Origin of the sequence: Tunturibacter gelidoferens, from assembly GCF_040358255.1 — a bacterium.
GTDB lineage: Bacteria > Acidobacteriota > Terriglobia > Terriglobales > Acidobacteriaceae > Edaphobacter > Edaphobacter gelidiferens.
In genome coordinates, this window is the sequence record NZ_CP132938.1 from 100,537 (window position 1) to 121,344 (window position 20,808).

Sequence of the window (20,808 nt, forward strand, 5' to 3'; positions counted from 1 at the left end):
TTCTGATGTGATTCGATAGTGGGGTCCCCGTCTTATCTTGCGCTTCCCAAGAGCCAGAGATAGTAGGGATTTTTGTCATCGGAAGCCATAACGCGCTGCATCGCCTGAGTCCATTGCTCTCTATCTCCATCGTAGGCGGCAATACCGCCCGCATAGAAATCCCAGAGGCTATCGCGTTGCCGGGCGACTTCCGCTCGCAGAACATCATCTCCCCCAATCAAGGGCGGCTCTGTGCGGAGAGCAAGCAACTTCGGCAAAGTGCTGGTGATTTCCTTTGGGCGCACCCATGACGCATATTCAATCCGGGGATCATCATCCGTCACCGGCCTGACGTTTGACGCATAGCGTTCAAGCCCTTCTCTTCCTGTGACCCAAGTTGCCATCAAAGCAGCCGGCGAAGAGATGCCGACCGTCTGTAGAGTTGTGCTTACGCTGCTCTGCGCAAAGCGCCTGGCGATCTGTGTTGTGTCCAGCTCGATCGGCGAATATGAACCGACTAGAAGCATCTCGTGCATCTCAGTGGTCCAGAGGGTTGCGTAGGGAAAGACATCCAAAAAACTGCGGACCAATGATTGAGTGTCTTTATCATTCTGCGTGGTGAGCGGCAACCACTGCGCAAAGAGGCCATTAAACTCGAGCCGCCTGCCCGCAAGCTTGTAGAAGTCCGTCGAGTAGAGGTTAACGACTCCTTCCGCTGAAGGTGGCGGCGGTTCCAATGTGATCAGGTCATAGCGCTCTGCCGTACGTAACAGCTCCTGCCGGCCGTCACCGATGCGAAGCTGCATGCGCGGATCTGACCCAGCCTTGTAATTTTCCGGGAAGAGGTCTCCTGCTCGCACCACCGCAGGAAGCAACTCGACACATACTCTTCGCTGCAGCCCGGGATAATGCAGGACTGCTCCAGCGGTGATGCCTGTGCCGAAACCGATCACTAATGCGGATTGTGTTTCGCCGTGGTGAATTATCAACGGCAGCATCGCCTGCAGGCGCATGTAGCGCAGAGATGGCATGGCATCGCCGGAGTTGGAAACACCCTGAATATAAAGCCGACGAAACACATTGTCGCCCGAGCGCTGATCTGCGACAGCAACCGTACCACCTCCGCTTTCCTGATAGAAGATCAGGTTCCCTCCGCCACGCGTCGTGAGGAGCAGCCTAGCAAGACGATCGGGCGGCGTGAAGATCGCTCCCGCGACGGCAATCAATGCGACGACGTAGACGGCCAATCGCAGCTTCCCGCTCACGCTTAAGCCGAGCAGCACCGCCAACGCACCTACTGTCGCAGCCAAAATCGCGAGCACACTGAGCGTACGCACCAGCCCAAGCGTGGGCACAAGCAAAAAGCCCGTCAACAGGGTGCCTGCGATACCTCCAGCGGTATTGACCGCAAGAACCGTGCCAGCATCACGACCCGCGTGCTCGACGCCAGCTGTCAATCGCAAAACAGCTGGAAACGCAGCTCCCAGCAATACCGTCGGGACGAAGACGATGCCAATTGAGGCAACCAGAAAATGTGTGCACATGCGTGCAAATTCACTTCCGGCTACTGCGTAGACCAGATCGCCCGCTTCAATCTGCACTCGCAACTGCCACAGGTTCAAAAGAGTTATTTCAAACTGCGCCACCAGTCCGGCTGCAGAGATGAGGAAACCAAATACTCCCCACGTGTCGCGGATTTTGTGGCTAAAACGGGCGTAAAGGGCGCTACCAACCACGAGGCCCGCGAGATAGGTCGCCAGCACCAACGAAAATGCAAACACTCTGGTGCTCATAAACTGAGGCATGGTCTGCGACCACACGACTTCATAGCCAAGCGCGATACCTCCGGCGATTGCATAGAGAGCAAGCGCCACGCGCGATTTGGATGGGGGACTTGCGGTTCTTACCTTTTCTTTGGCTGCCTCTGGAGAACTCATCGAGGCGCGCCGGACCAGTATCAACACTAGACTTGCCGCACCGAGATTCAAAGCGCCTGCGGCTAATGCCGTACCGCGAACTCCGAGCCACGGCAGGAAAACGAAAGAACTCGACAAAGCGCCGGCGATGCCTCCGGCCGTATTGGCGGCATAGACCCAACCTCCGGCTTGCGCGATTTGTCGGCGCCCCAGGGTCTGCGATCGAATAGCCACAGGCAGCGTTCCGCCCATCAGGAAGGCGGGCGCTCCCACAAGCAGAAAGGGAAGTACCCAGGCGAGAAGGCCAGCGTGAGTTTGAATTGTGATGAACGGTTCTGCCGAGTGGGCGAGCGCTATAGTCGCGACTACGCTTGCGAGAGCAATGCCAATCTCCAGCAGAGCATAAAGGAGGAGCGGCCTACTCCATCGGTCGACGAGATGGCCAAAGATCGCGCCTCCGGCAGCAAGTCCCGCGAAGAACGCGCTAATGGCGATCGTGATGGAATAGACTTCAATCCCAACCACTAAAGAAAGCTGCCTGATCCAGAGAACCTGAAAGATGATCGCCGCAGAGCCCGACAAGAAGAGAACGAATCCAAATAATAGAGTACGAAGGCGGTCCAAGAATCCGGCGCTTGCCTCTTCCTTCACTGGCTCCTTTCGTCTCCGCTTGCCACCTTTGTCTCTTCTATTGAGAACTGAAGGAAAAGCCGATTCTGCACGTGGCATGTCAGTCCTCTTAGCTTGAGAGGCCGAACTCGTTATGAGCATAAACCCGGTCTCCAACAGCAGTTATGCAAACCTTCAGTACGCTGTATCCGCGGGTTTTGTGAACCTCATTTCCCTCCGGCCATTGCTGCCTTTTGGTGTTCCAGCATCTTCAAAACCTGGTCGGGATCGACGCTGAAGCTCGCGGGTGCCTGACTTGGCGGATACTCTTTGAAAGTCTCCATAAACTCTATGCCACGAATCTGGCCCTGGACGGCCAGATAAACGTTGTGTACCGTCCAGTCGTAGTACTGGTCAGATGTGATGTCTGCTCTCTCATAGGGATCCATGCGAAGGTTGTAAATCTTCGGAAGTCGCAGGCACGTGAACGGATTTGCCCAGATCACGAGGTTGCCGGGCGCACGCTGCTCGCAGAAGACAAACTTCCAGTTTTCATGGCGCATGGCTACCAGTTGTCCATCGTCATCAAAATAGAAAAAGTCTTGACGGGGTGAGTGCGCCTCTTTGCCCTCGAGATAAGGAAGAATGTTGTAGCCGTCCAGATGGACCTTGTGCGCCATACCGCCGGGCCCTGTCCCCTTTAACAATTGCTCCTTGATGTTCGGATCGCCGGCTGCTGCCAGCAATGTCGGGAACCAGTCCAGACCCGAGACAATTTCATTCGACCATGTATTCGCCTTGATATGGCCTGGCCAGCGAATCATCGCTGGTACACGGAATGCACCTTCCCAGTTCGAGTCTTTCTCGCTGCGGAAGGGAGTCATCGCTGCATCCGGCCAACTGAACATGTTAGGACCGTTATCGGTGGTGTAGATCACGATCGTGTTATCGGCAATCTTCAAATCGTCCAGTTGCTTGAGCAGCTTTCCAACATCTTGATCGTGCTCCCACATGCCATCGGCGTAGTCATTGCCGGGCATACCGCTCTTTCCATGGAACTCAGGACGGATGTGCGTAAAGACGTGCATCCTCGTAAAGTTCATCCAGACAAAGAAGGGTTTGCTCGCTTTTACCTGCTTGTCGATGAATCCCATCGCTGCATTGGACGTCTCGTCGTCGATCGTCTCCATTCGTTTGATGTTCAGCGGACCCGTGTCTTCAATCTTTCCGTCGGCATAGGAGTGAATTACGCCACGGGGGTTGTACGCCTTCAGAAAGATGGGATCGTCTTTCGGCCAATAAGGCATCTCCGGCTCTTGCTCGGCGTTCAAGTGATAGAGATTACCGAAGAACTCGTCAAATCCATGATTGGTGGGCAAATACTCATCCCTATCGCCAAGATGATTCTTGCCGAACTGTCCAGTTTCGTAGCCCAGCGGCTTGAGAGCCTCTGCAATGGTGATGTCCCGCTTCTGCAGTCCCACCGGAGCCCCTGGAGCACCCACCTTGGTGAGGCCGACTCGCATCGGCGACTGTCCGGTAATAAAAGATGAACGACCTGCGGTGCAGCTATTCTCTGCATAGTAGTCGGTGAAAGTCATCCCTTCTTCGCCGACACGATCGATGTTTGGCGTCATGTAGCCGACTACGCCGTGTGTGTAACGGCTGATGTTTGCCTGTCCGATGTCGTCGCCAAAGATTACCAAAATATTCGGCTTGGCGGCTTGGGCGCTAGCTGGGCACACGAATAATTGGGCAAGACCGGCAAGTGCCAAGTAGCCCAAGGCTACGTGACAAATGGATCGGTTTACCCTTCGGGGCAAAGACCTCAGCAGTATCGAAAGCATGGCGGCTCCTTTTCTCGTCCTAACATCCACAACAGGGTCGTGCGAGAAACACCGAGGATGCAGTCTGGTTGTCAAGACTGGATCCTGTCTAGAGCAGCAGCTACCCTCGAACCGGATCTACTAGATCTCGCCGATCGGGAGAAGCCGTGAATTGCTAACCAGCGGGGCCGGGAAAGAGAAAGACTCAAAATGACCAAGAAAAAGATCTGGACGGAAAAGCAATGAACGCGGCTAATTTTCCATCATAGTGGCCGTCAAGTCAAGAATGCCCTTCCCTTGCTCGATGGTTAGCTTGAAAATATTCGCGGCGTGGGTCAGTTTCCCGGAGGGGCAAGCAGCAAGTTCGACGTGTCGCCAAGCGTGTCGCGTTGGATCAGGATGCTAGTGAGCCATCGGGAGCCTTCGGTCGGCCACCGTACCCTCCCTAACTCAACCGGCTTTGACAGTTTACGTCACGGCGAACGGCGCTGTTCGTGGATAGTGCAGCCAAAAATCCGCGATCAGCCGCTTCGGAAGACACAAAACGCGTCGAGCAATATGTTTGCCGGCGAGGCTTACAACGTAGAAACGCATCAGCAACGATCTGTTTCCCACCGATCGCAGCGAAGACGCGGATTGCTCTTTGGTCTACGGTCCGTGTGATATCCCGCGGACCGACCAGATGTTCTACAGTAACCCCTGAAAATCACGCCGGCGTGCAGATGTACACCGAATTCGTGCGCTTCGAAGTTGAACGACCGGTGTGCCAATGTCCGCGGTGTGGTGCCAGTATCCTTGCTGCTCAAACGCGATCACTTGCGGGTCACGCGCGAATTCCGGCAACACATGGCGAACGAGGTCTCTATCGTGTCTCCGCCGACGTGAAGCAGCACAAGAGGTGGATGTGTCGGACTCGCGGTTCCACGAGTCTCGTAATAAATTCTGAGACCGTCAACCGGCGCGTAGCCTTTTTTGACTTCCATTTCGTCATCCTTCTTGCTCTGGTCTGAAGCAGCACTAGCGTCAGCTTGTCCAAGCAAGCGGAAAACATGATTGCCGCCAATCCAGCCTCGGCCATGATCCTGATCATTCTTTCCCTCGTGGCCCCCCTCATCGCGAGGTTTCCTTTCGCCGTCGCCGCTCGCTCTCCCTAACTATGTCGTTAATATCCGCCACTGGACGTATCTCGATTGTTCCACAATTCAACTTCACTCCCGGACATTGGGAGATGAGCTGAATGGCGCGATTAAGATCTCGTGCTTCAAGCACCTGAATTCCGCCTAATTGCTCCTTCGTTTCCGCGTACGGACCGTCTGTCACTGCAACCTTTCCGTTCTTCCAAGACACGGTCACCGCCGTGTTGGGGGCTGAAGAGGTTCCTCAGCGACCAAATGTCCGTTCTTCCGTAGTTCGTCGTTGTAGCTAAAACACTCGTCAAACACGGTGTTGCGCTCGCTCTCAGACATGTTTTCGAACTTGCCGGGTTCGAGGTATCCGAAACAGATGTATTTCATTAATTCCTCCCTGTTTGCTGTGACTCATGGAGCCGTAGCTCGTCGTTCTGTTATCAGATAGTCGTTCGGAGACCGAAAATCGACAGCTACTCCATTTTTTTAGCCTCGTCAGAGGACGACCAATCCATGGAACGCGCCTGGGACGCAGCAGGGCGCCACGCCGTTGAAGGACTTGGTCAGCAAAAGCTCTGGTGGGCGTGCATGTGCTAATGATGATGCTCGGCGACGGAGCCTTCGCGATATTCCGCTCCGTCTGACCACCGTTGCACAGGAATTACGAACGAAGTCAGGTGCTCCACGGGGTCGCTCACACCAACGACGGGAGAACCCGGCAGATTCGATCCCCAGAGTGCGGAGTCGGTGTCCGAATAGAAAAACATGATGTGGGGCGGCCAGTGGGGGTTGCTGTCGCCGGCGTATCCCGGCTTCGACATCATGTAGCACATAGCTCCGGATTCCATCGGCGCAGTTCTTTTTTGGCGATGGCGGCGGTGATGGACTCATTCATCTGAGCTTGCGTACGCCCCGCCAGTCCCCACTCGGTCTCTTTGGTGAGGTGCAGAAGGTAAGAACGTGCGGCTGGTGCATTCAGACACATGGGGACCCGTACCTTCGGATTCCAAAAGTCAGGATCAGCGGCGGACGTCCACGAACGCCCCACGATACACACGAAGCCGTTTTTGCCTTTGACCGCTGTTTCGAACCCATGAGGTCCAAGAATTAGCACCTCTGCATCGCGTGAAATGGACTCCGGTGCTGCACTTCGCGCCAAGGCTATTTCCGCACCCCGATCCGTCATGAGGTATTGGTCGATCGGGGCCATCTTCGGATACGGCGTCGTGGCATCCTGTGCCGTCGCCTGGTAGGCCGTACCGAGCACAACAAGCAGTGCGAAGCTTTTGATTGCGATTGCGTGAACCTTCTTTTTCCGCATTTGTTTTCCCTCTTGAGAATGGGCTATCCGTGACCGCCGGCTTATTGCGAGCAACGATATCGGCGCAGCCTCGATGTGCCATACGGCTTCAATGGCGCGATGGAAGACCTGATGTGGATCGGTAGCGGACACTGCTACCGACCACACCAGCTTCAATCCGTGGATGCAAGAGCGGCTATTTGTTGGCGGTCTGATTTGGCAGCTCAGCTCGGCGCTCTACTTTGTGCTGGATCTGCTCTTCGGTCAAGATGGGTGCAAAATCTTCCATCTCAAAGATCTGGCGGATTTCGACTTCGGAGTCGCTGCCCGGGTTGCAGTTGGGGGCACGCTTGACCAACTCGATGGCCTCTTCGAGGGACTTGACCTGCAGAATCGAGAAGCCGGCGATGAGCTCCTTGGCCTCGGTGAAGGGGCCGTCGATGACGGTACGAGACTTGCCGGAGAATTTGACACGTGCGCCCTTGGAGCTGGGATGAAGGCCATCGAGGGCGAGCAGGACGCCAGCCTTCATGAGCTCTTCGTTGTACTTGCCCATCTCGAGCAAGAGCTGTGGATCGGGGAGGGCGCCTTCTTTTTCTGTCTCTGGGGTTGCTTTGGCGATGACCATGAATCGCATTGCTGAATCTCCTTTGGGTTGAGCGATGGTTGGGGTGGCTTGATTTCGGGTTTAGCTATTTGTGGCTAACCGGTGAACTCAGAGAGCGCAGCTGGATCGCTTCGCCCTCTGTGGACGGGTCATAGTTGTCGGGGTTGTGATCGGTGCTCATGATCATGCTCCGTAGCAGCCGGTTTCGCCGGTGGGGGTGCTTACGGCTTGACCCGCGATGGGTGAGGTGTGCCACCCGGCAGGCTGCTGTATGGTATCTCGCGCACCTCGCCCCGCGACCGAGGGTCGATGGTAGCCTTGCGGGCCCACGCCAGCGCCTCGTCCATGTCAGCGGCTTCCAGTATCCAAAAACCACCGATGTGCTCCTTGGCTTCCAGATACGGGCCGTCGGTGATGAGCACCTCGCCGTTGGGCTGCCCCCGTAGCGACTTCGCATGGCTGGCTGGGCTGAGCCCGCAAGCCATGAGCCTGGCACCAGCAGCTTCCAACTCGTCGTTGAGATCATTGATAGCGCGTACCGTCGCTTCGGTCATGGTGGACGGGTCGAAGTTGTCGGGAAGGTAATTCGCAAGCAAATATTGCGGCATGATTTCTCCTTTTATACTGGTTTAATCTTCGGGCGGACTGGTTGCCCCGTCTTCACTACATAGTCGAACGGCCAGACTGGAATTCGACAAAGCGTCCAAGAAATTTTGCTTCTTCTGCGTTTTTTTATTTCAGCTGCCGAATCCGCTCTTGCAGGAATTGCCGCTCCGGTTCCTGTTGGGTCAGCGCCAGAGCTTTCTCATAAGAGGACCGGGCCTCAGCAGTCCTGCCCAGCCTGCGGTACATATCCGCGCGGGCTGAATGCGCCAGATAGTAATTTGCCAATTCGCCATGTTCCAACACCGCGTCGATATGCGTCAGACCGGCCTCCGGACCATCGCGCATGGCAATTGCCACGGCACGATTGAGATGGACAACTGGCGAAGGCTGAATCCGTACCAATCGGTCGTAAAGCGCAACAATCTGCCGCCAGTCGGTCAGAGCGACCGATTCCGCCTCCGCATGAACGGCCGCAATCGCGGCCTGCAGTGTGTAGGAGCCGAAGCCACGGGACTTCAGGGCCTTCTCCAGCAATGCCACTCCCTCCGCGATCTGCTCCCGATTCCAGAGTGAACGATCTTGATTCTCCAGCAAAATCAGATCTCCAGCAGGAGAGGTTCTCGCGGCGCGACGGGATTCCTGCAACAACATCAGGGAAAGCAACCCCATGACTTCCGGCTCTGGCCGGAGTTCGGTCAGCAACCGGCCCAGTCGAATCGCCTCGCCGGTTAGCTCGGCGCGCGTTACCTCTGCTCCCGCCGCAGCGGAGTAGCCCTCATTAAAGACGAGATAGATGACCTGAAGCACCGCGCCCAGTCGCTCCGGCAATTCCTGCGGAGTTGGCACTTCATACCGAATCGGGATGTCTCGAATCTTTGCCTTTGCGCGCACAATGCGCTGCGCCAGCGTACGCGGAGTGATGAGGAAGGCCTTTGCGATCTCTTCGGTTGTCAGCCCGCACACCTCACGCAAGGTGAGCGCGACGTGCGCTTCCGGCGGTAGAGAGGGATGACAGCAGGTAAAAATCAGGCGCAGCCGATCATCCTCAAGGCTGTCCTCTTCCTTGGACCTTTCGGCCGAACTCCATTGCGCTTCGAGATATCGCACGAGCTCGTCTTGAGACGCATCAAATCTTGCCCGTCGACGCAGAGTATCAATGGCTTTGAATCGGGCCGTCGAAATCAACCATGGTCGCGGGTTCTCGGGTACTCCACTGCTTGGCCACAGGCTCAGCGCAGCCGCAAAGGCCTCGTGCATCGCCTCCTCGGCAAGATCAAAATCACCGAGCAAGCGGATCAGAGTTGCCAGGATTCGTCTCGAATCCGCACGATAAAGGGAGTCGAGCAATTCGCGTATCTGCTCGGTGGAATGCTCGGACATGATGACGACCTTAGCAAACCAGCTACTCCGAATCAATTTGGCAAACGGCGGATCGATGTAAGGTGCCCAACTCGTGACTCTGAGATCCGGAGCAACAGCACCCGCTCCCCGGTTGACGCAAAATCGCCAAGCCGCTCATCCAGGACCGATTAGTACTGGTATCTCCGCTTGTGTTTATCAAGTTGTTCATAGCCAACCCTACGGTGTGGCGTTCTCGACAAGTGATCCGGCGATTTTTGCGTCAATTGAGACTTCCATACGAATTAGCAGCTGAACGGAGAATTTCGGTTCAGTGAACCACACCATGTAGAGGAAGGGTTCAGGCCTGTTCAACAATTTCACTTTATGGACATGCCAGAGATGCAAGTCTTGCGGTGGGGTCTTCCTCTTATCACGCATATATTCCTCAATGATTCTGACGCACAAGATACGTTAGTACCGGCTGATCATCCATTGCACAGAGTGGTGCCGGGCAGGTGTCGAGGCGAAAGCGATGCGGGCCGGAGGCCCCGCGATGATGAACAATAAAACGTTCAGGGTATACGCAGGATGAATGCGGTGCCGGGGCGTGAGGTCGTAAATGGGTCCTGCGAGAATGAAGGCAAAGATGGCGCAAACGGTCACCGGCGCTCCCAATGAGGACGAGCGAGCGATTGCGGGTGGCAGCAAGGTCATCTCAAAAGACTGGTTTAGCATCTCGTTCGTTGATATATCTTCCAAGTGCTTGTCTTCCGCGAATTAGGCGCGATTTTGCCGCGGCTACAGAAATTCCCGCTTCCTGTGCAATTTCCTTGATTGACCCGTCGGAGGACAAGCGGATCTCGAGCACATCGCGGAGTACCGGACTGAGACGATTGACCGCCGTTCTCAAACGTACTTCCCGATCGCGCTCGAGGTAGCACAGCTCAACGTCTTTTCCTGGATCCGGTATATCGAGAGATCCCCACGCATTTCCGTCGAGATGTGCATCTATTGAGGTTTCGTTGCGTCGACGTTTCTGCCGCAGGATCATGAGCGCAGAATTTATTGCTATTCGCGTCAACCATGTAGAGAATAGCGACCTCTCGTCAAACGTTTTGAGATGAAGGAACGCCTTGAGAGCAGCATCTTGACACGCATCTTCTGCGTCTTCTCGATTCTTCGTGATTCGATAAACTGTGTTAAAGACGCGTCTCGAGTGACGGTTAGAAATTACCTCGAACGCGATGTGGAACCCTTGCTTTGCAGCAGCGACAAGACTTTCATCGCTTTCATAATGAAATAAGCATCTTTGATTTTGACCCCGCTCAGGGGAGGCACCAGCGCTCATTCGATTGCTATCGAAAAACAATTTACTCTCCGGCACTTCCATTTAGTTATCAATCAGGCAAGTCGCGAAATTAGCTTTGCTTTACGGGTATTTTGCGGCCTAAAGCGGATACGAAGAATGCTTCGTGCTGAGAGCTGAAGAGTGTTCAGCTCTCAGCATAAGATTGTTCGTTCTGCCTTATCAAAGAGAATCGATCAGGCGTAGTGTTCAGTAACTTATTTCTCAGCCCTGCCAGGTTTCAAGTTATTCAAGCAGTCCCTTTGACGGAAGTGAGTAACGGTGAGCCAGACGTGAGTAGATTCCGAACATCGGCCTGAAGCATCAGAATTTTGATTGAAGCATCCAGAGACGCACTCTCTCTTTGATTCACTTCGAACGAAGAGCCGAAGACGCGCCGAGCACGAAGTCTTGAATATCTTCCGCTCTTGTACGGTTCGGGCTGGCTCCGGAATGAGGTATCTCTCATTCTGGCCGCTCTCCGAGGAGACGTCGAATGTTGTTCCGGGCGAGAGACAAGTTCAACTGAGAGTTCAGCAAATTCATATGCGCGGAGGTCAACGCTGCATTGGCTGCAGCCACTCCAGAGGCGAGTTGAGCGTCAACCTTCGCTCGCTCGCTCTGAATACGGAAGCTTTCCTCGCGAGCCTCGAGAGCTTGAGTTGTCACTCGTACCAGTTGATCAAGCTGTTCTGTTTTGTCGTAAGCAGACGACAACTCAATGCTGACGTCTGCCTCGGTCTGCTTCAATTGCGTCTGTGCCATCGTCAGCTTGATACGTGCGTCCTGGAGTTTGGCTTCGCGTCCCCCGCCGTCGAACAAGGTGTAAGTGAAGATAGCTCCGAAGGTTCCAAAGTTATGAGCCAAAAAAGGCAGGCCACTCTGATAGCTGTAACGGGCTACTCCGGTTAGTTCGGGGATGTATTCGTCTCGCGCCGCGGCGACATCAGCCTTCGCCTTTTCTACCGTCTGTCTGGCCGACAATACCGCAGGACTCTTGTTGAGCAGAAGTGCAATTGCATCAGCACGCGTGGGAAGAATTGAGGAAGCTCCGAATGAGTTTGGGTCGAGGATAAGATGAGTTCCAAGCGGCAAACCGAGCGCGTCGTCGAGTTGCAAGGTCAGGTCATCGAGGTTAAGGTGCGAGGCCAGGGCAGCTTGCTGCTTATCGAGCAAATCTGTGCGGCTCACCAGCTCGGCGTCCGCAAGGAGCTTCCCTTCATTGACACCGTGCTTTGCCTCCTGCTCAACCATTGTTGCGGCGTCGACGGCGTCCTTTGCGGCCGCACCACGTAACTCCTCAACAAGGATGCCGTAGTAGAGTTTGTGGACAAGAAAAGCGACGCCGTTCTCCGCGTCATCCGATTGAATATGCGCCGAGTTCAGCTCGGCATCGGCAGCCTTCACGCCCGCCCGGATCTTGAAGATCTGCGTTATGGGTTGGGCCAGTTCCGTCCCACTCGTATAGCTGGTGAGGGCTCCCTGACCGATATTGAGAGTCTCTGCCGGCGAGAAGCCCGAAGAGGTTTCCCCGAGGGCTCCCGCAGGAATTCTTACTCCCTCAAGTTCGGTAATGTGTAATACCGCAGACTGGTTCTTGATGATCGGATAGAAACGCGACTCGGCAAGTCTCTTCTGGGACATGCTATCGGTCACGGCCAGATGGGCCAACATAATGTGGCGGTTGTGCGCGAGCGCCATCTCAACCGCACTAGAGAGCGTAAGGTCCACGCTGGCAGCATTGGACAAATGCTCCGAAGCGGCAGCAGCGTTAGACTGCTGAGCGAGGAGCAATATCGGCGAGACGAGCGCAACCGGCACCACGGACGCCACCAGTAGTCTACCTATGCGATATGCTGCTCTACGCAAAGAAGTATTTTCTCTCACCATTCAACTTTTCCTTTGAAGCAGACTTCCTATGAAGCAGATTGGGCCGAAGTGGCGATGATTTGGCGGAAGCCGACCTTCAGGCCTCGTAGACACGCGATGATCAAGAGGCAGGTCGTTGCGACATACGCAATGAGGGTGAAAGCGTCCATGATCGACAAGGTGAAGGCCTGCTGGCGAATACTTCCCATAAACAGTACGGCGGCCCGACCCGTAGCGATATCCTGGGTCACCGACTGCGCGTGCATTCCAGCAGTCAACATATGGGTGCGTTCGACAACGGGGGTCGAACCTCCCTGAATGTCCGCTGACAGCAGATCCGTATGAAACACCTGTCTGCTGTGCAGGAAAAACTGGATGTATGAGGCGCCGAGTTCTCCGCCGAAGAGTCGTATCGTCTGAAAGAAGCCGCTGAAGCTGAGCACGTCAGGACCCTTATCCATGGACCCAGAGTTCATGAGGTCGAGTACGATGGTGCCGACCATCCCGTTGAAGGCGAAGCCTTCTCCCATTGCCAGCACGATCTGGCTCAGTTCGAAGCTGTTCCCTGACCAGACGGAAGTAATATGCGAATCCATCAGGGCAGCAACGGCCACCGTGGCAAATCCCGCAGCCAGAATAAGACGCGAGTCAATGCGCCCAAGCAGGTAGATCGCGAGAAGGCCGGCGAGGCATTGAGGAATTGCCAGCCAGAGAAGCACAGGGCCGACCTGTTCCGGCCTATATCCGCGGATTGCCGTGAGATAACTGGGGACTAGCACAACCGCGGACAAGAGAACAAAGCGGAAGATCATGATGACCATGCCGAGCAGAATGGTGTTTCTCCGCCGCAGGAAGGGGAAGTTGATCAGGGGATTCGGCTTGCTGAAGTGTCGGACTGCCGTTGCCAAAATAAGAAAGGAACCAGACACGACCATCGCGACGAAGGTGCCGGAACGCCACCAGTCGAGCCGCTGTCCCTGGTCCATCGCCCCGTAAAGCAACGCCGCCCCTAGGCTGAAGTAGAGGAAGCCTCGCCAGCTTGGCGAAGGCTGTCCTGGCTTGGGCTTAGGGATCGGTTGCGGTGGAATGCCTAAGACAACCAAGGAGATCATGATGGGTGCGAGCAGCGCAGTCGTCCAGAAGATCCATTGCCACGAGAGAGCGTCCATCAGCCATCCCTCGTAGGAATGCGCCATATGAGTCGTAACAACGATGTCCGCCGCATAGGCAGCAATTCCAAAGAGCAGGTAACTCTGGGGAAGATTACGCAGAATGAACGACAATGTGAGGGGATAGAACGTCCCGGCTGTCATCCCCGCCGCCGCCAGCAAAAACAAGAGAACGGGAAGATGTCCGGCAAACGGCATCGCGATACACAGCAAGGTAAATATCGTCGCGGAGACCAGCAGAACGCGCCTCGGTCCAAGTAGGCCGCCGAGGTAGACAGAGAAGGGGCCGATGAACATCATGCCCATGTTGTAAGTGGTGCCGATCCATGAAGCTGAGTCCACGTCGATCCCCAGCGCTCCGCGCAGATCGGGCGCCCCGACGCTCAAAAGTCTCCCGAAGAACGTAGCCAGCGAGGCACCCAACAGCACGCCCACAATCCCAAGAACAGGTCTGATGCGTTGGACAGATTCGATTTGTGGACCTGTCTTCATGTTTCCCATTAGCGGACCATTGCCGGACGAGTTGCATCTGTTGTTTCCTGCCGATCGGTATGCACAGTGATCTCCGCAGACAGTCCTGGACGGAGGATGTCACCGGAGGGGTTGCCGTCGAAAAGGATCTTGACTGGCACACGCTGAACGACCTTGGTGAAATTTCCGGTAGCGTTATCGGGCGGCAAGAGTGCTGCAGCGGACCCACTCGCGGGTGCTATCTCGCTCACATGGCCGTAAAGAATTTGGGAAGGATAGGCGTCTATCTTGATGTCCGCGGTATCGCCAACACGAACGTGCGCAAGCTGCGTCTCGAGGAAGTTGGCCTCGACCCATGCGCCGTCTTGAACGAAATCAACGACCTGAACGCCCGCTCCCACAAGCTGCCCCGGATGAACCCGTAGTCGACCAACTCGACCGTCGGCGGGCGCAACGATCTTTGTGTAAGCAAGACTAACTTGCGCAATCGTTACGCCCGCGGTCTTGGCTGCGATCTGAGCCTGCAGGGATGCATCTTTTGCGTTAAGAGCGGCTCTCTGCTGGAGAGCCCCAGCGACCGCAGCTCGGCTGCTTGCTACTGCGGCCCTAGCACGCGCAAGATCGGCGCGGCGGCTTTGCAAGGCAGCTTGAGCGGCGTCTCGGGCTTCCTGGACCTGCTCGAACTGCTGGTGAGTCGCGGCCCGGTTCGCCAGCAACTTCTCCTGTCGCTGATATTCGCTGACGGACTGTGTCACCTGAGCTTGTGCGGCATCGATCCCAGCTTGTGCGGCGTCGGCAGCAGCCTGTGCCTGCTCTACTGACGCCTTTGCAGCATCTATGCTCGCGTCAGCGGCCTGCTTCGCATCCTGATTTGCGTTGAGTTCAGCACGTGCGGCGCTAATCGCAGCTCGCGCCTCATCGACACTTGCCTGATAATCAGAGTGATCCAATTCAACGATTGATTGCCCAGCTTTGACTGACTGATAGTCTTGCACGCCAACCCGCTGCACAGTACCGCTGATGCGAGTGCTGAGAGGAATCTGATCGCCTGTGACATAGGCATCGTTTGTCCTTTGAAGGACAGCGTTACTCTTCCAAGAGTCCCAATGACCTCGAATGGCAAAGATGAGAAAGATGGCTATAGCCAGCACCAATACCGGAATCGCAATAGACCACTTCTTCACAGCCAGACCTCATCAGGAAATCTCCAAAGCAGGCCACTCGCAAGAACAGCTTCCAAACCAAGAATCGGTCAGATAGGATTTTTGTTCGAGAAGGCCCATTTCGATTGAAGCAGGCTATACAGCCCCTCGGAAGTGAGGGGAAGGTTAGATCACCGTGAGCAAAGCCCTGACTTTACCATGCATCGACCCTTCGCGGATCCCTAATTAGAGGGGTTGGTTCCTAGAAAACTGCGCGGACGATGGACTGGTAGGTTGCGTCGCCGCGGATTCTATCGAATCGCGGATCTGCAGCGATCCAGGGTAGCTCTGCCTCTTTTCGCATAAACGATTCGCTCAGAAACTCTAACGACTTTGCAGGTTCGTTCAGTGCTAAAGCCAGGCAAGCCTTCCGAAAATAACTCAGAGATGCCTGTTCCGCCAGCAAGCCCGAACTCACGGCGAGCGACCGCGCTTGATCCACCTCATTTGAAAGCGCAAAGATCTCCGCAACTGTGGCGAGATAGAGCTGCACTGTTCCCACCCTTCGGCGAACTCCCTGTGCCAGTGCCACCGCGTTCTTCAACTCACCCATCTGGATCTCAGTAAACGCGCGAATCAGCGTGGCTTCGATCGGCAACGGGCCATACTGCATGACTCTGGCGTAGTATTCCTTCGCTTCTCGATGCCAACGGCTGTAATAAAAGAAGCGAGCTATGGACGACTTCTGCCGGGCAGAGAAGGGGTCCATCCCCTCGGCGATCTGAAAGTGCTTCCAGGATTCATCGAAGCGTGAATGAAGCAGTAAAAATTGCGCGAACTGCCGATGGGCTGCGTGCTGGTCCCCAAGCCGTAGCGCTTTGCGAAAACTTTCTTCGGCAGCCTTCCAATTCCATTCTTGAGCGAGAATGCACCCGAACGTTGAATGAGCGTCAATGGCATTGGAATCTATCGCAATGGCGCGCTTGCAAGCCTCACTTGCTCTTGAGACAAATTCTTTTGAAGAGCGCGCGCCCCTTTGCGCTAAAGCCATGTAACACTGAGCAACACCGCAATGGAGCCGTCCGTATTCCGGGGCCTCCAAGACCAGTTCCTCGAACCTTTTGAGGGAATCTGAAATCGTGACAACAGTACCCTCTTCGAGTAGTGACTCTGCAGCAAGAGCTTTCGAGAAGAACTGATAGAGTGTTTGCGTTGGCGTTCCCAGATAACGGCGCACAATGGAAGCTCTGGGAGCGATGCGGCTTAACAAGGCTGCGGCGACTGCATCGTGCAGCTTCAGCAGAGAGTCTTCATCCGTTGCCGCGTCAAACCGCTGTGACCAAAGCAACAAACCAGGAGTGGTTGAGACGCGCGCCGATACCCGCAGGCGGTTGTGTTCACTGCGAACTGTTCCGTCGAGAATGATCTGTGCCTCTAGTTCGCCGCCTTCCTTGAGGGAGTCAGAATTTTTGCGGGAGGACCGGCTCGCCGTCTCCGAAACAACTTTGATGCCTGGAGCCTGAACTAGTCTGTGCAATAAATCGTCAGTAATTCCAAACGCACATGCCGAGGCGATGGGATCGTTCGCATGCGCCTGGAAAGCCGTCAGAGCGACCCGCACTCCATCGCCCTCTACCCAGAGCTCATTAGCTGTTCGTGTTGATACCTGAGACTGGCCATCCAGGCTCGCCCTCCATCGGATGGCGGGAACATAGCTTCCGGTTCGCATAAAAATTACTACATCGTCGGATTTGCCTTCAGTCTCGTAGTATTCCTTCAGTTTGCTTCTGAGTCGTCGCGCCTCAGTCCTTACAATCGTGTCCTGGCCAGGATCGAAGTCAGTCCTTCGACCATAAGCCTCAGTTCCAATGGTGTATTCCTTGAGGTTGTCTTCGTGGCCGTGCACCGTTTGTTCCACCACAAATCTTAGGAACTGGGAAAGTCGATTGGATCGCGCGAAGATTTCGCTGGCGAGCACTAGTGATAATGCGTTCAACGCGGCATCTGTGGGAACTGCATCCATTGATCGGTGTGTCGAGCTATTTGTCATAGCAAATTGTGTCCGCTGGCCAATCCCATTCTAAGACGAAAGGCGAGTTAGGCCTTGATTTGCCCTCGCGCTCCCCGTTAGCTCACTTCCGTAGGAAAGTCCGAGGGAATAATGTTTGTTTCGATCTCAGCGGAGGTGCGCCGATGACCGAGAACTCCACTGGAGATGTTTTGGCGCTGATACCTTACGATATGCAGCGGAGTATGCGGTATCTGGTGAATGCCGTTGTTGGAGTTCTGACAATTTGCGACAACGCCGATGACTTCGCGCAACACTCACGACAAAAGATCTATGCTGTTGCGCTCATACCAGCTAGCTTACCAACTCAAGAGTGGTGGACCTTATGGGGATTGCTCTCTACTATGGAGCCGCAGCCGTCGATTCTCGTGTACACGCTGAGCAGCGACTTTCCGATGTGGTCGGCTGTGCTTGAGGCAGGGGGATTCGACGTACTTGTCGCGCCGTTCACAGAAGTGAACTTGCGAACTGCGGTCGAGTCGGCCACGAACTATTTCTATCAGCGACTAACATATTGAATTCTGTGCAGCCGGCCATTCCGGCCTCAGAGTGATCGATCAGTTCTTATTGGTCACGGGCACCAACGAAGCGAACGCTACCAAGCGAACCGTCCAAAGCCAATCGAGTGCCTCGCAGCTCCACTACACTGCCATCCTCGTGGTAGGCCGCTATGTCGCGGCCCTGAAGAGCTAGGTGAGGAGGGTCATCAGACCATGGCTCACAAAGCTCTGGACCTGTGTTCCTGACATCTCCACCTTGGATTGGGTCATTCACCACGACGTAAGTTGCCCGCAGATGGCCGAGGCTTTCTTCAATCGGCTAGCCTCCTCCAATTCTCCCTAAGCCCATGCCGATCACGTAAGTGACGATTCCTTCAATCGCTCCGACGACCGTCATCTCCAATCCGCTGCTCCACCACGGACGGATTGTCACGAGCGACTTCGATGCCCCAACAACAAAGTGCGCTATCAGGGAAACAACTGCGGCGACAATTACAGCCCTGATCCCAGCCATAAAGAAGAACGGAATGATCGGAATGAAAGCGCCCAAAGCCGTAGAAAAAGCCCCTGACAGCGCCGAGACGAGAGGCTTACTCAATGCTTCTTCGGATGTATTGAGACGCTCCCGTGCGAGAGCGCTAATCAGATGTTCCTTGTTCTTCGAAAGATGGTGTACAAAACGCTCTGCGTCTTCTTCCGGCAGCCCGCGGATTTGGTAGCTGAGAGAAAGTACTTCGCGGGCCTCGGCTTCATTGTCTTCAACGGCCTCCCGTTCTCTGGCAAACTCAGCTTCATAGATCTCTCGCTGACTCTTAGCTGCTAAGTAAGCCCCCGAGCCCATCGAGAGCGCACTCGCCACCATCCCGGCCAATCCCGCAATCAGAACAAAGTGGCTGTTACCTAGCGTTGCCCCTGAGACCCCAGAGACAATACCGAAGATAGAACCGAGTCCGTCGTTGACGCCGTAGATCGCATCTCCGACCCAACCTGCTGCCTCGGGATGCCCTTCTTTACGGGCATTCAAGAGGCTATCCAGAGCTTCCTGAGCTTGCTCAGCCGGTACAGTGGGCAGCGGACGACGTGAACGAATGAGATTGCTCAACGTTTGATAGTGCTCCCGCTCGTCCGCGATCACTTCTTTGAGAATCGCGATGCTTGGCTCATCGCCTAGCGATTTCAGCTGCCTACCGTATTTCGCAATGTCGCGGCCTTCATCGATCTCCAGGCGTCGCATAGCCAGGTCAGGTCCCCCGACTCGGGTTGCCAAAGAATCCGCTAGACCAGACTGCGAGCCTGTGTACCGCGGTGCGTCCCCGCCTAAACCTTCGATTCGTCCAGCCCAAAGATCGGCATGATGCTTTTCAGCGGCGGCTAATCCACGTAACGCGTTTCGACGTTGAGGCTCGACTTCTCCTCTCGCCAGCGCCGAGTAAGTGTAATGACCTTCCATCTCTGCCTGCCAGTTGGCATCAAGCGCAGCTAATAGTTTCTTCTTTTCCGAGTCGGCCATGTTCTTCCCTTGAATGCAATCACGGTAAACAGCTACTATTCGACCGCAGACTTTCGCCCCCAATTAAAACGTCTGCCGATGATTCCCTTCACAATCAGGTGATCGGTAGCCGCGGTTGGGCCAACTCCAATCCCCATATTGATCTCCCACTTCGGTGATACGTTCAAATCTGTTACGACAAAGAACTGCTGTTGCTGATTATGAAGGGTATAGAAGTCCCCAAGTTTCCCGTAATCCGCGTAGTATTCGAAGCCACCACTGATCTTGCGGGTGAAGTCGTAACTGACTTTTACGCCTGGAGAAAAGCCGAGCCCTTGATTGACGCCAGGACCATGCAAGGTGCGTTCAAGCGCCGGGTTGAACGCGAGGTACCAGCGGCCCATCGTCTTATCAATGATCGGTCTAATCTCCCAGGTCCACGTATCCGGTGAGTAGGCAGCTCGTTGATATCCGATCTCAGTGGAAAGGCTGAGGCCAACTGGAAGATGCCAGCTATCTGGCGCTCGGACACGCGGCCGGATATGATCTCCGACCCACTGCACTCCAAGCCCATTTTGCTCGCTGGTAAATACATAGAAACCGATCTCAGACCAGTTGTTGATTCCCTCCGTTAACTCGACGGTTTCATGCTCCTGGTGATTCGTCGGATAGACGCCACCAATCGTTTGAGTCTGGCCAGAGATGGTGTAGTTCGAGTGCAGTTCGACCATTAAATTTTTTGGTGGCACCGTGTCGGCGCCGTAGACCTGGATCTCGTAGTTTCCTTGAGCGTGTGCCTTCGCGAAGCCAGGGAGCAAGCACATCGCAAGGAGGATCAAAGCTCGGCAAAAATGCAGTTCATTTCGATCGACCCGTAAAGCCTTATACATAACGAAACACCATATTCATAGATCGGTTGAGCTGAGACGATTCAGTACTCCGCCTTCTCGCCCTTTGCAGGGACTGAGGTTGGAACGCCTGGAGTGCCTGCATAAGTGATCAGCAGTACGGTGGGTTCGTCACCCGACTCGCCCCGATGCACATCGTCCACTGACTCGCCGACCGCTTGTCCCTGATGAACCACCTGGGTCTTGCCGCTGGCCCTGTCATGCAGCGTGAGTGTGCCGGAAAGTACATAGACGACGTTTGGATATGGATGCGTGTGCCATGGCAAGGCGGTATGTGGTGCGATGGTTAGTTTGATCGTCGTGAGTTGTGGCTGAGCAGTGGGGTAGTGTATGTACGGTTTGCCGTTCCACGATTCGGTCGTTTGCAACAGGATTTCGCGCTTACCGCTTGCAACGGTATTCGCGCCGGTTTGAGCCAGTAGGGCCGTCAGAGATGATCCGATGACGATAGCGGCGATTCCAATCCCGCAGTATTTAGAAATCATGTCGGTTGCCTCCATGTTGGGTTGGATGTCTGCTCGAAATTCAGCACCGTC

18 protein-coding genes are annotated in these 20,808 nt (G+C 55.0%); 1 reads left to right on the plus strand and 17 read right to left on the minus strand.

Annotated features, from left to right (window positions below):
* Positions 1–32: 32 nt before the first annotated feature.
* The 14 genes from RBB81_RS00900 to RBB81_RS00965 form a co-directional block, all read right to left on the minus strand.
* Positions 33–2,624 (minus strand): fused MFS/spermidine synthase, encoded by a 2,592-nt coding sequence (locus tag RBB81_RS00900; RefSeq protein WP_423248045.1) that lies wholly within the window; start codon positions 2,622–2,624, stop codon positions 33–35.
* Positions 2,625–2,731: 107 nt separating this feature from the next.
* Complete coding sequence (locus tag RBB81_RS00905) at positions 2,732–4,279, minus strand: arylsulfatase (RefSeq protein WP_353072378.1); 1,548 nt, start codon at positions 4,277–4,279, stop codon at positions 2,732–2,734.
* Positions 4,280–5,440: 1,161 nt separating this feature from the next.
* Positions 5,441–5,683 carry a YciI family protein gene (locus RBB81_RS00910; RefSeq protein ID WP_353072379.1) on the minus strand — a complete coding sequence of 81 codons (243 nt, stop codon included), beginning with the start codon at positions 5,681–5,683 and terminating at the stop codon, positions 5,441–5,443.
* Positions 5,680–5,844: a YciI family protein gene (locus RBB81_RS00915; RefSeq protein WP_353072380.1), complete on the minus strand. Its 165-nt coding sequence runs from the start codon at positions 5,842–5,844 to the stop codon at positions 5,680–5,682. Before RBB81_RS00915 ends, RBB81_RS00910 begins: the two co-directional genes overlap by 4 nt.
* A gap of 206 nt (positions 5,845–6,050) precedes the next feature.
* The gene (locus tag RBB81_RS00920; protein ID WP_353072381.1) at positions 6,051–6,281 is read right to left on the minus strand and encodes a hypothetical protein; all 231 of its coding nucleotides are present in this window, start codon (positions 6,279–6,281) and stop codon (positions 6,051–6,053) included.
* Entirely contained in the window at positions 6,278–6,778 is a 501-nt protein-coding gene (locus tag RBB81_RS00925; protein WP_353072382.1) for a hypothetical protein, read from the minus strand. Before RBB81_RS00925 ends, RBB81_RS00920 begins: the two co-directional genes overlap by 4 nt.
* Positions 6,779–6,953: 175 nt before the next feature.
* Positions 6,954–7,394, minus strand: coding sequence for a YciI family protein (locus tag RBB81_RS00930; protein WP_179585815.1), 441 nt, complete (start codon positions 7,392–7,394; stop codon positions 6,954–6,956).
* A gap of 191 nt (positions 7,395–7,585) precedes the next feature.
* On the minus strand, positions 7,586–7,972 hold the full coding sequence (locus RBB81_RS00935; RefSeq protein WP_179585817.1) for a YciI family protein: 387 nt from the start codon (positions 7,970–7,972) through the stop codon (positions 7,586–7,588).
* A gap of 124 nt (positions 7,973–8,096) precedes the next feature.
* Positions 8,097–9,350 (minus strand): RNA polymerase sigma factor, encoded by a 1,254-nt coding sequence (locus RBB81_RS00940; RefSeq protein WP_353072383.1) that lies wholly within the window; start codon positions 9,348–9,350, stop codon positions 8,097–8,099.
* A 676-nt stretch (positions 9,351–10,026) separates the two neighbouring features.
* Positions 10,027–10,701, minus strand: coding sequence for an RNA polymerase sigma factor (locus RBB81_RS00945; protein ID WP_353072384.1), 675 nt, complete (start codon positions 10,699–10,701; stop codon positions 10,027–10,029).
* A 420-nt stretch (positions 10,702–11,121) separates the two neighbouring features.
* The gene (locus RBB81_RS00950) at positions 11,122–12,489 is read right to left on the minus strand and encodes a TolC family protein (RefSeq protein ID WP_353072385.1); all 1,368 of its coding nucleotides are present in this window, start codon (positions 12,487–12,489) and stop codon (positions 11,122–11,124) included.
* A gap of 83 nt (positions 12,490–12,572) precedes the next feature.
* Positions 12,573–14,186: an MFS transporter gene (locus RBB81_RS00955; protein ID WP_353072386.1), complete on the minus strand. Its 1,614-nt coding sequence runs from the start codon at positions 14,184–14,186 to the stop codon at positions 12,573–12,575.
* A gap of 8 nt (positions 14,187–14,194) precedes the next feature.
* Positions 14,195–15,349, minus strand: coding sequence for an HlyD family secretion protein (locus RBB81_RS00960; RefSeq protein WP_179585825.1), 1,155 nt, complete (start codon positions 15,347–15,349; stop codon positions 14,195–14,197).
* A 220-nt stretch (positions 15,350–15,569) separates the two neighbouring features.
* Entirely contained in the window at positions 15,570–17,225 is a 1,656-nt protein-coding gene (locus RBB81_RS00965; protein WP_353072387.1) for a hypothetical protein, read from the minus strand.
* A 275-nt stretch (positions 17,226–17,500) separates the two neighbouring features.
* On the opposite strand from RBB81_RS00965, the gene RBB81_RS00970 reads away from it, so the two are divergent.
* Positions 17,501–17,893 carry a hypothetical protein gene (locus RBB81_RS00970; protein ID WP_179585830.1) on the plus strand — a complete coding sequence of 131 codons (393 nt, stop codon included), beginning with the start codon at positions 17,501–17,503 and terminating at the stop codon, positions 17,891–17,893.
* A gap of 301 nt (positions 17,894–18,194) precedes the next feature.
* Here RBB81_RS00970 and RBB81_RS00975 read toward each other — a convergent pair whose 3' ends face one another.
* From RBB81_RS00975 to RBB81_RS00985, 3 genes are all read right to left on the minus strand, one after another.
* A complete protein-coding gene (locus tag RBB81_RS00975) occupies positions 18,195–19,385 on the minus strand; it encodes a VIT1/CCC1 transporter family protein (protein WP_353072388.1) in 1,191 nt (396 codons plus the stop codon).
* Between the two features lie 35 nt (positions 19,386–19,420).
* Positions 19,421–20,188 (minus strand): hypothetical protein, encoded by a 768-nt coding sequence (locus RBB81_RS00980; protein ID WP_353072389.1) that lies wholly within the window; start codon positions 20,186–20,188, stop codon positions 19,421–19,423.
* Positions 20,189–20,295: 107 nt separating this feature from the next.
* Positions 20,296–20,757 (minus strand): cupin domain-containing protein, encoded by a 462-nt coding sequence (locus tag RBB81_RS00985; protein ID WP_183791780.1) that lies wholly within the window; start codon positions 20,755–20,757, stop codon positions 20,296–20,298.
* Between the last annotated feature and the right edge of the window lie 51 nt (positions 20,758–20,808).

Excerpts from the sequence above, each read along its gene's own strand:
- RBB81_RS00920 (WP_353072381.1), bottom strand. The coding sequence starts at position 6,281 with ATGATGTCGAAGCCGGGATACGCCGGCGACAGCAACCCCCACTGGCCG.
- RBB81_RS00930 (WP_179585815.1), bottom strand. The coding sequence starts at position 7,394 with ATGCGATTCATGGTCATCGCCAAAGCAACCCCAGAGACAGAAAAAGAA.
- RBB81_RS00935 (WP_179585817.1), bottom strand. The coding sequence starts at position 7,972 with ATGCCGCAATATTTGCTTGCGAATTACCTTCCCGACAACTTCGACCCG.
- RBB81_RS00915 (WP_353072380.1), bottom strand. The coding sequence starts at position 5,844 with ATGAAATACATCTGTTTCGGATACCTCGAACCCGGCAAGTTCGAAAAC.
- RBB81_RS00975 (WP_353072388.1), bottom strand. The coding sequence starts at position 19,385 with ATGGCCGACTCGGAAAAGAAGAAACTATTAGCTGCGCTTGATGCCAAC.
- RBB81_RS00940 (WP_353072383.1), bottom strand. The coding sequence starts at position 9,350 with ATGTCCGAGCATTCCACCGAGCAGATACGCGAATTGCTCGACTCCCTT.
- RBB81_RS00955 (WP_353072386.1), bottom strand. The coding sequence starts at position 14,186 with ATGAAGACAGGTCCACAAATCGAATCTGTCCAACGCATCAGACCTGTT.
- RBB81_RS00945 (WP_353072384.1), bottom strand. The coding sequence starts at position 10,701 with ATGGAAGTGCCGGAGAGTAAATTGTTTTTCGATAGCAATCGAATGAGC.
- RBB81_RS00970 (WP_179585830.1), top strand. The coding sequence starts at position 17,501 with ATGACCGAGAACTCCACTGGAGATGTTTTGGCGCTGATACCTTACGAT.
- RBB81_RS00980 (WP_353072389.1), bottom strand. The coding sequence starts at position 20,188 with ATGTGCTTGCTCCCTGGCTTCGCGAAGGCACACGCTCAAGGAAACTAC.
- RBB81_RS00985 (WP_183791780.1), bottom strand. The coding sequence starts at position 20,757 with ATGATTTCTAAATACTGCGGGATTGGAATCGCCGCTATCGTCATCGGA.
- RBB81_RS00925 (WP_353072382.1), bottom strand. The coding sequence starts at position 6,778 with ATGCGGAAAAAGAAGGTTCACGCAATCGCAATCAAAAGCTTCGCACTG.
- RBB81_RS00900 (WP_423248045.1), bottom strand. The coding sequence starts at position 2,624 with ATGCCACGTGCAGAATCGGCTTTTCCTTCAGTTCTCAATAGAAGAGAC.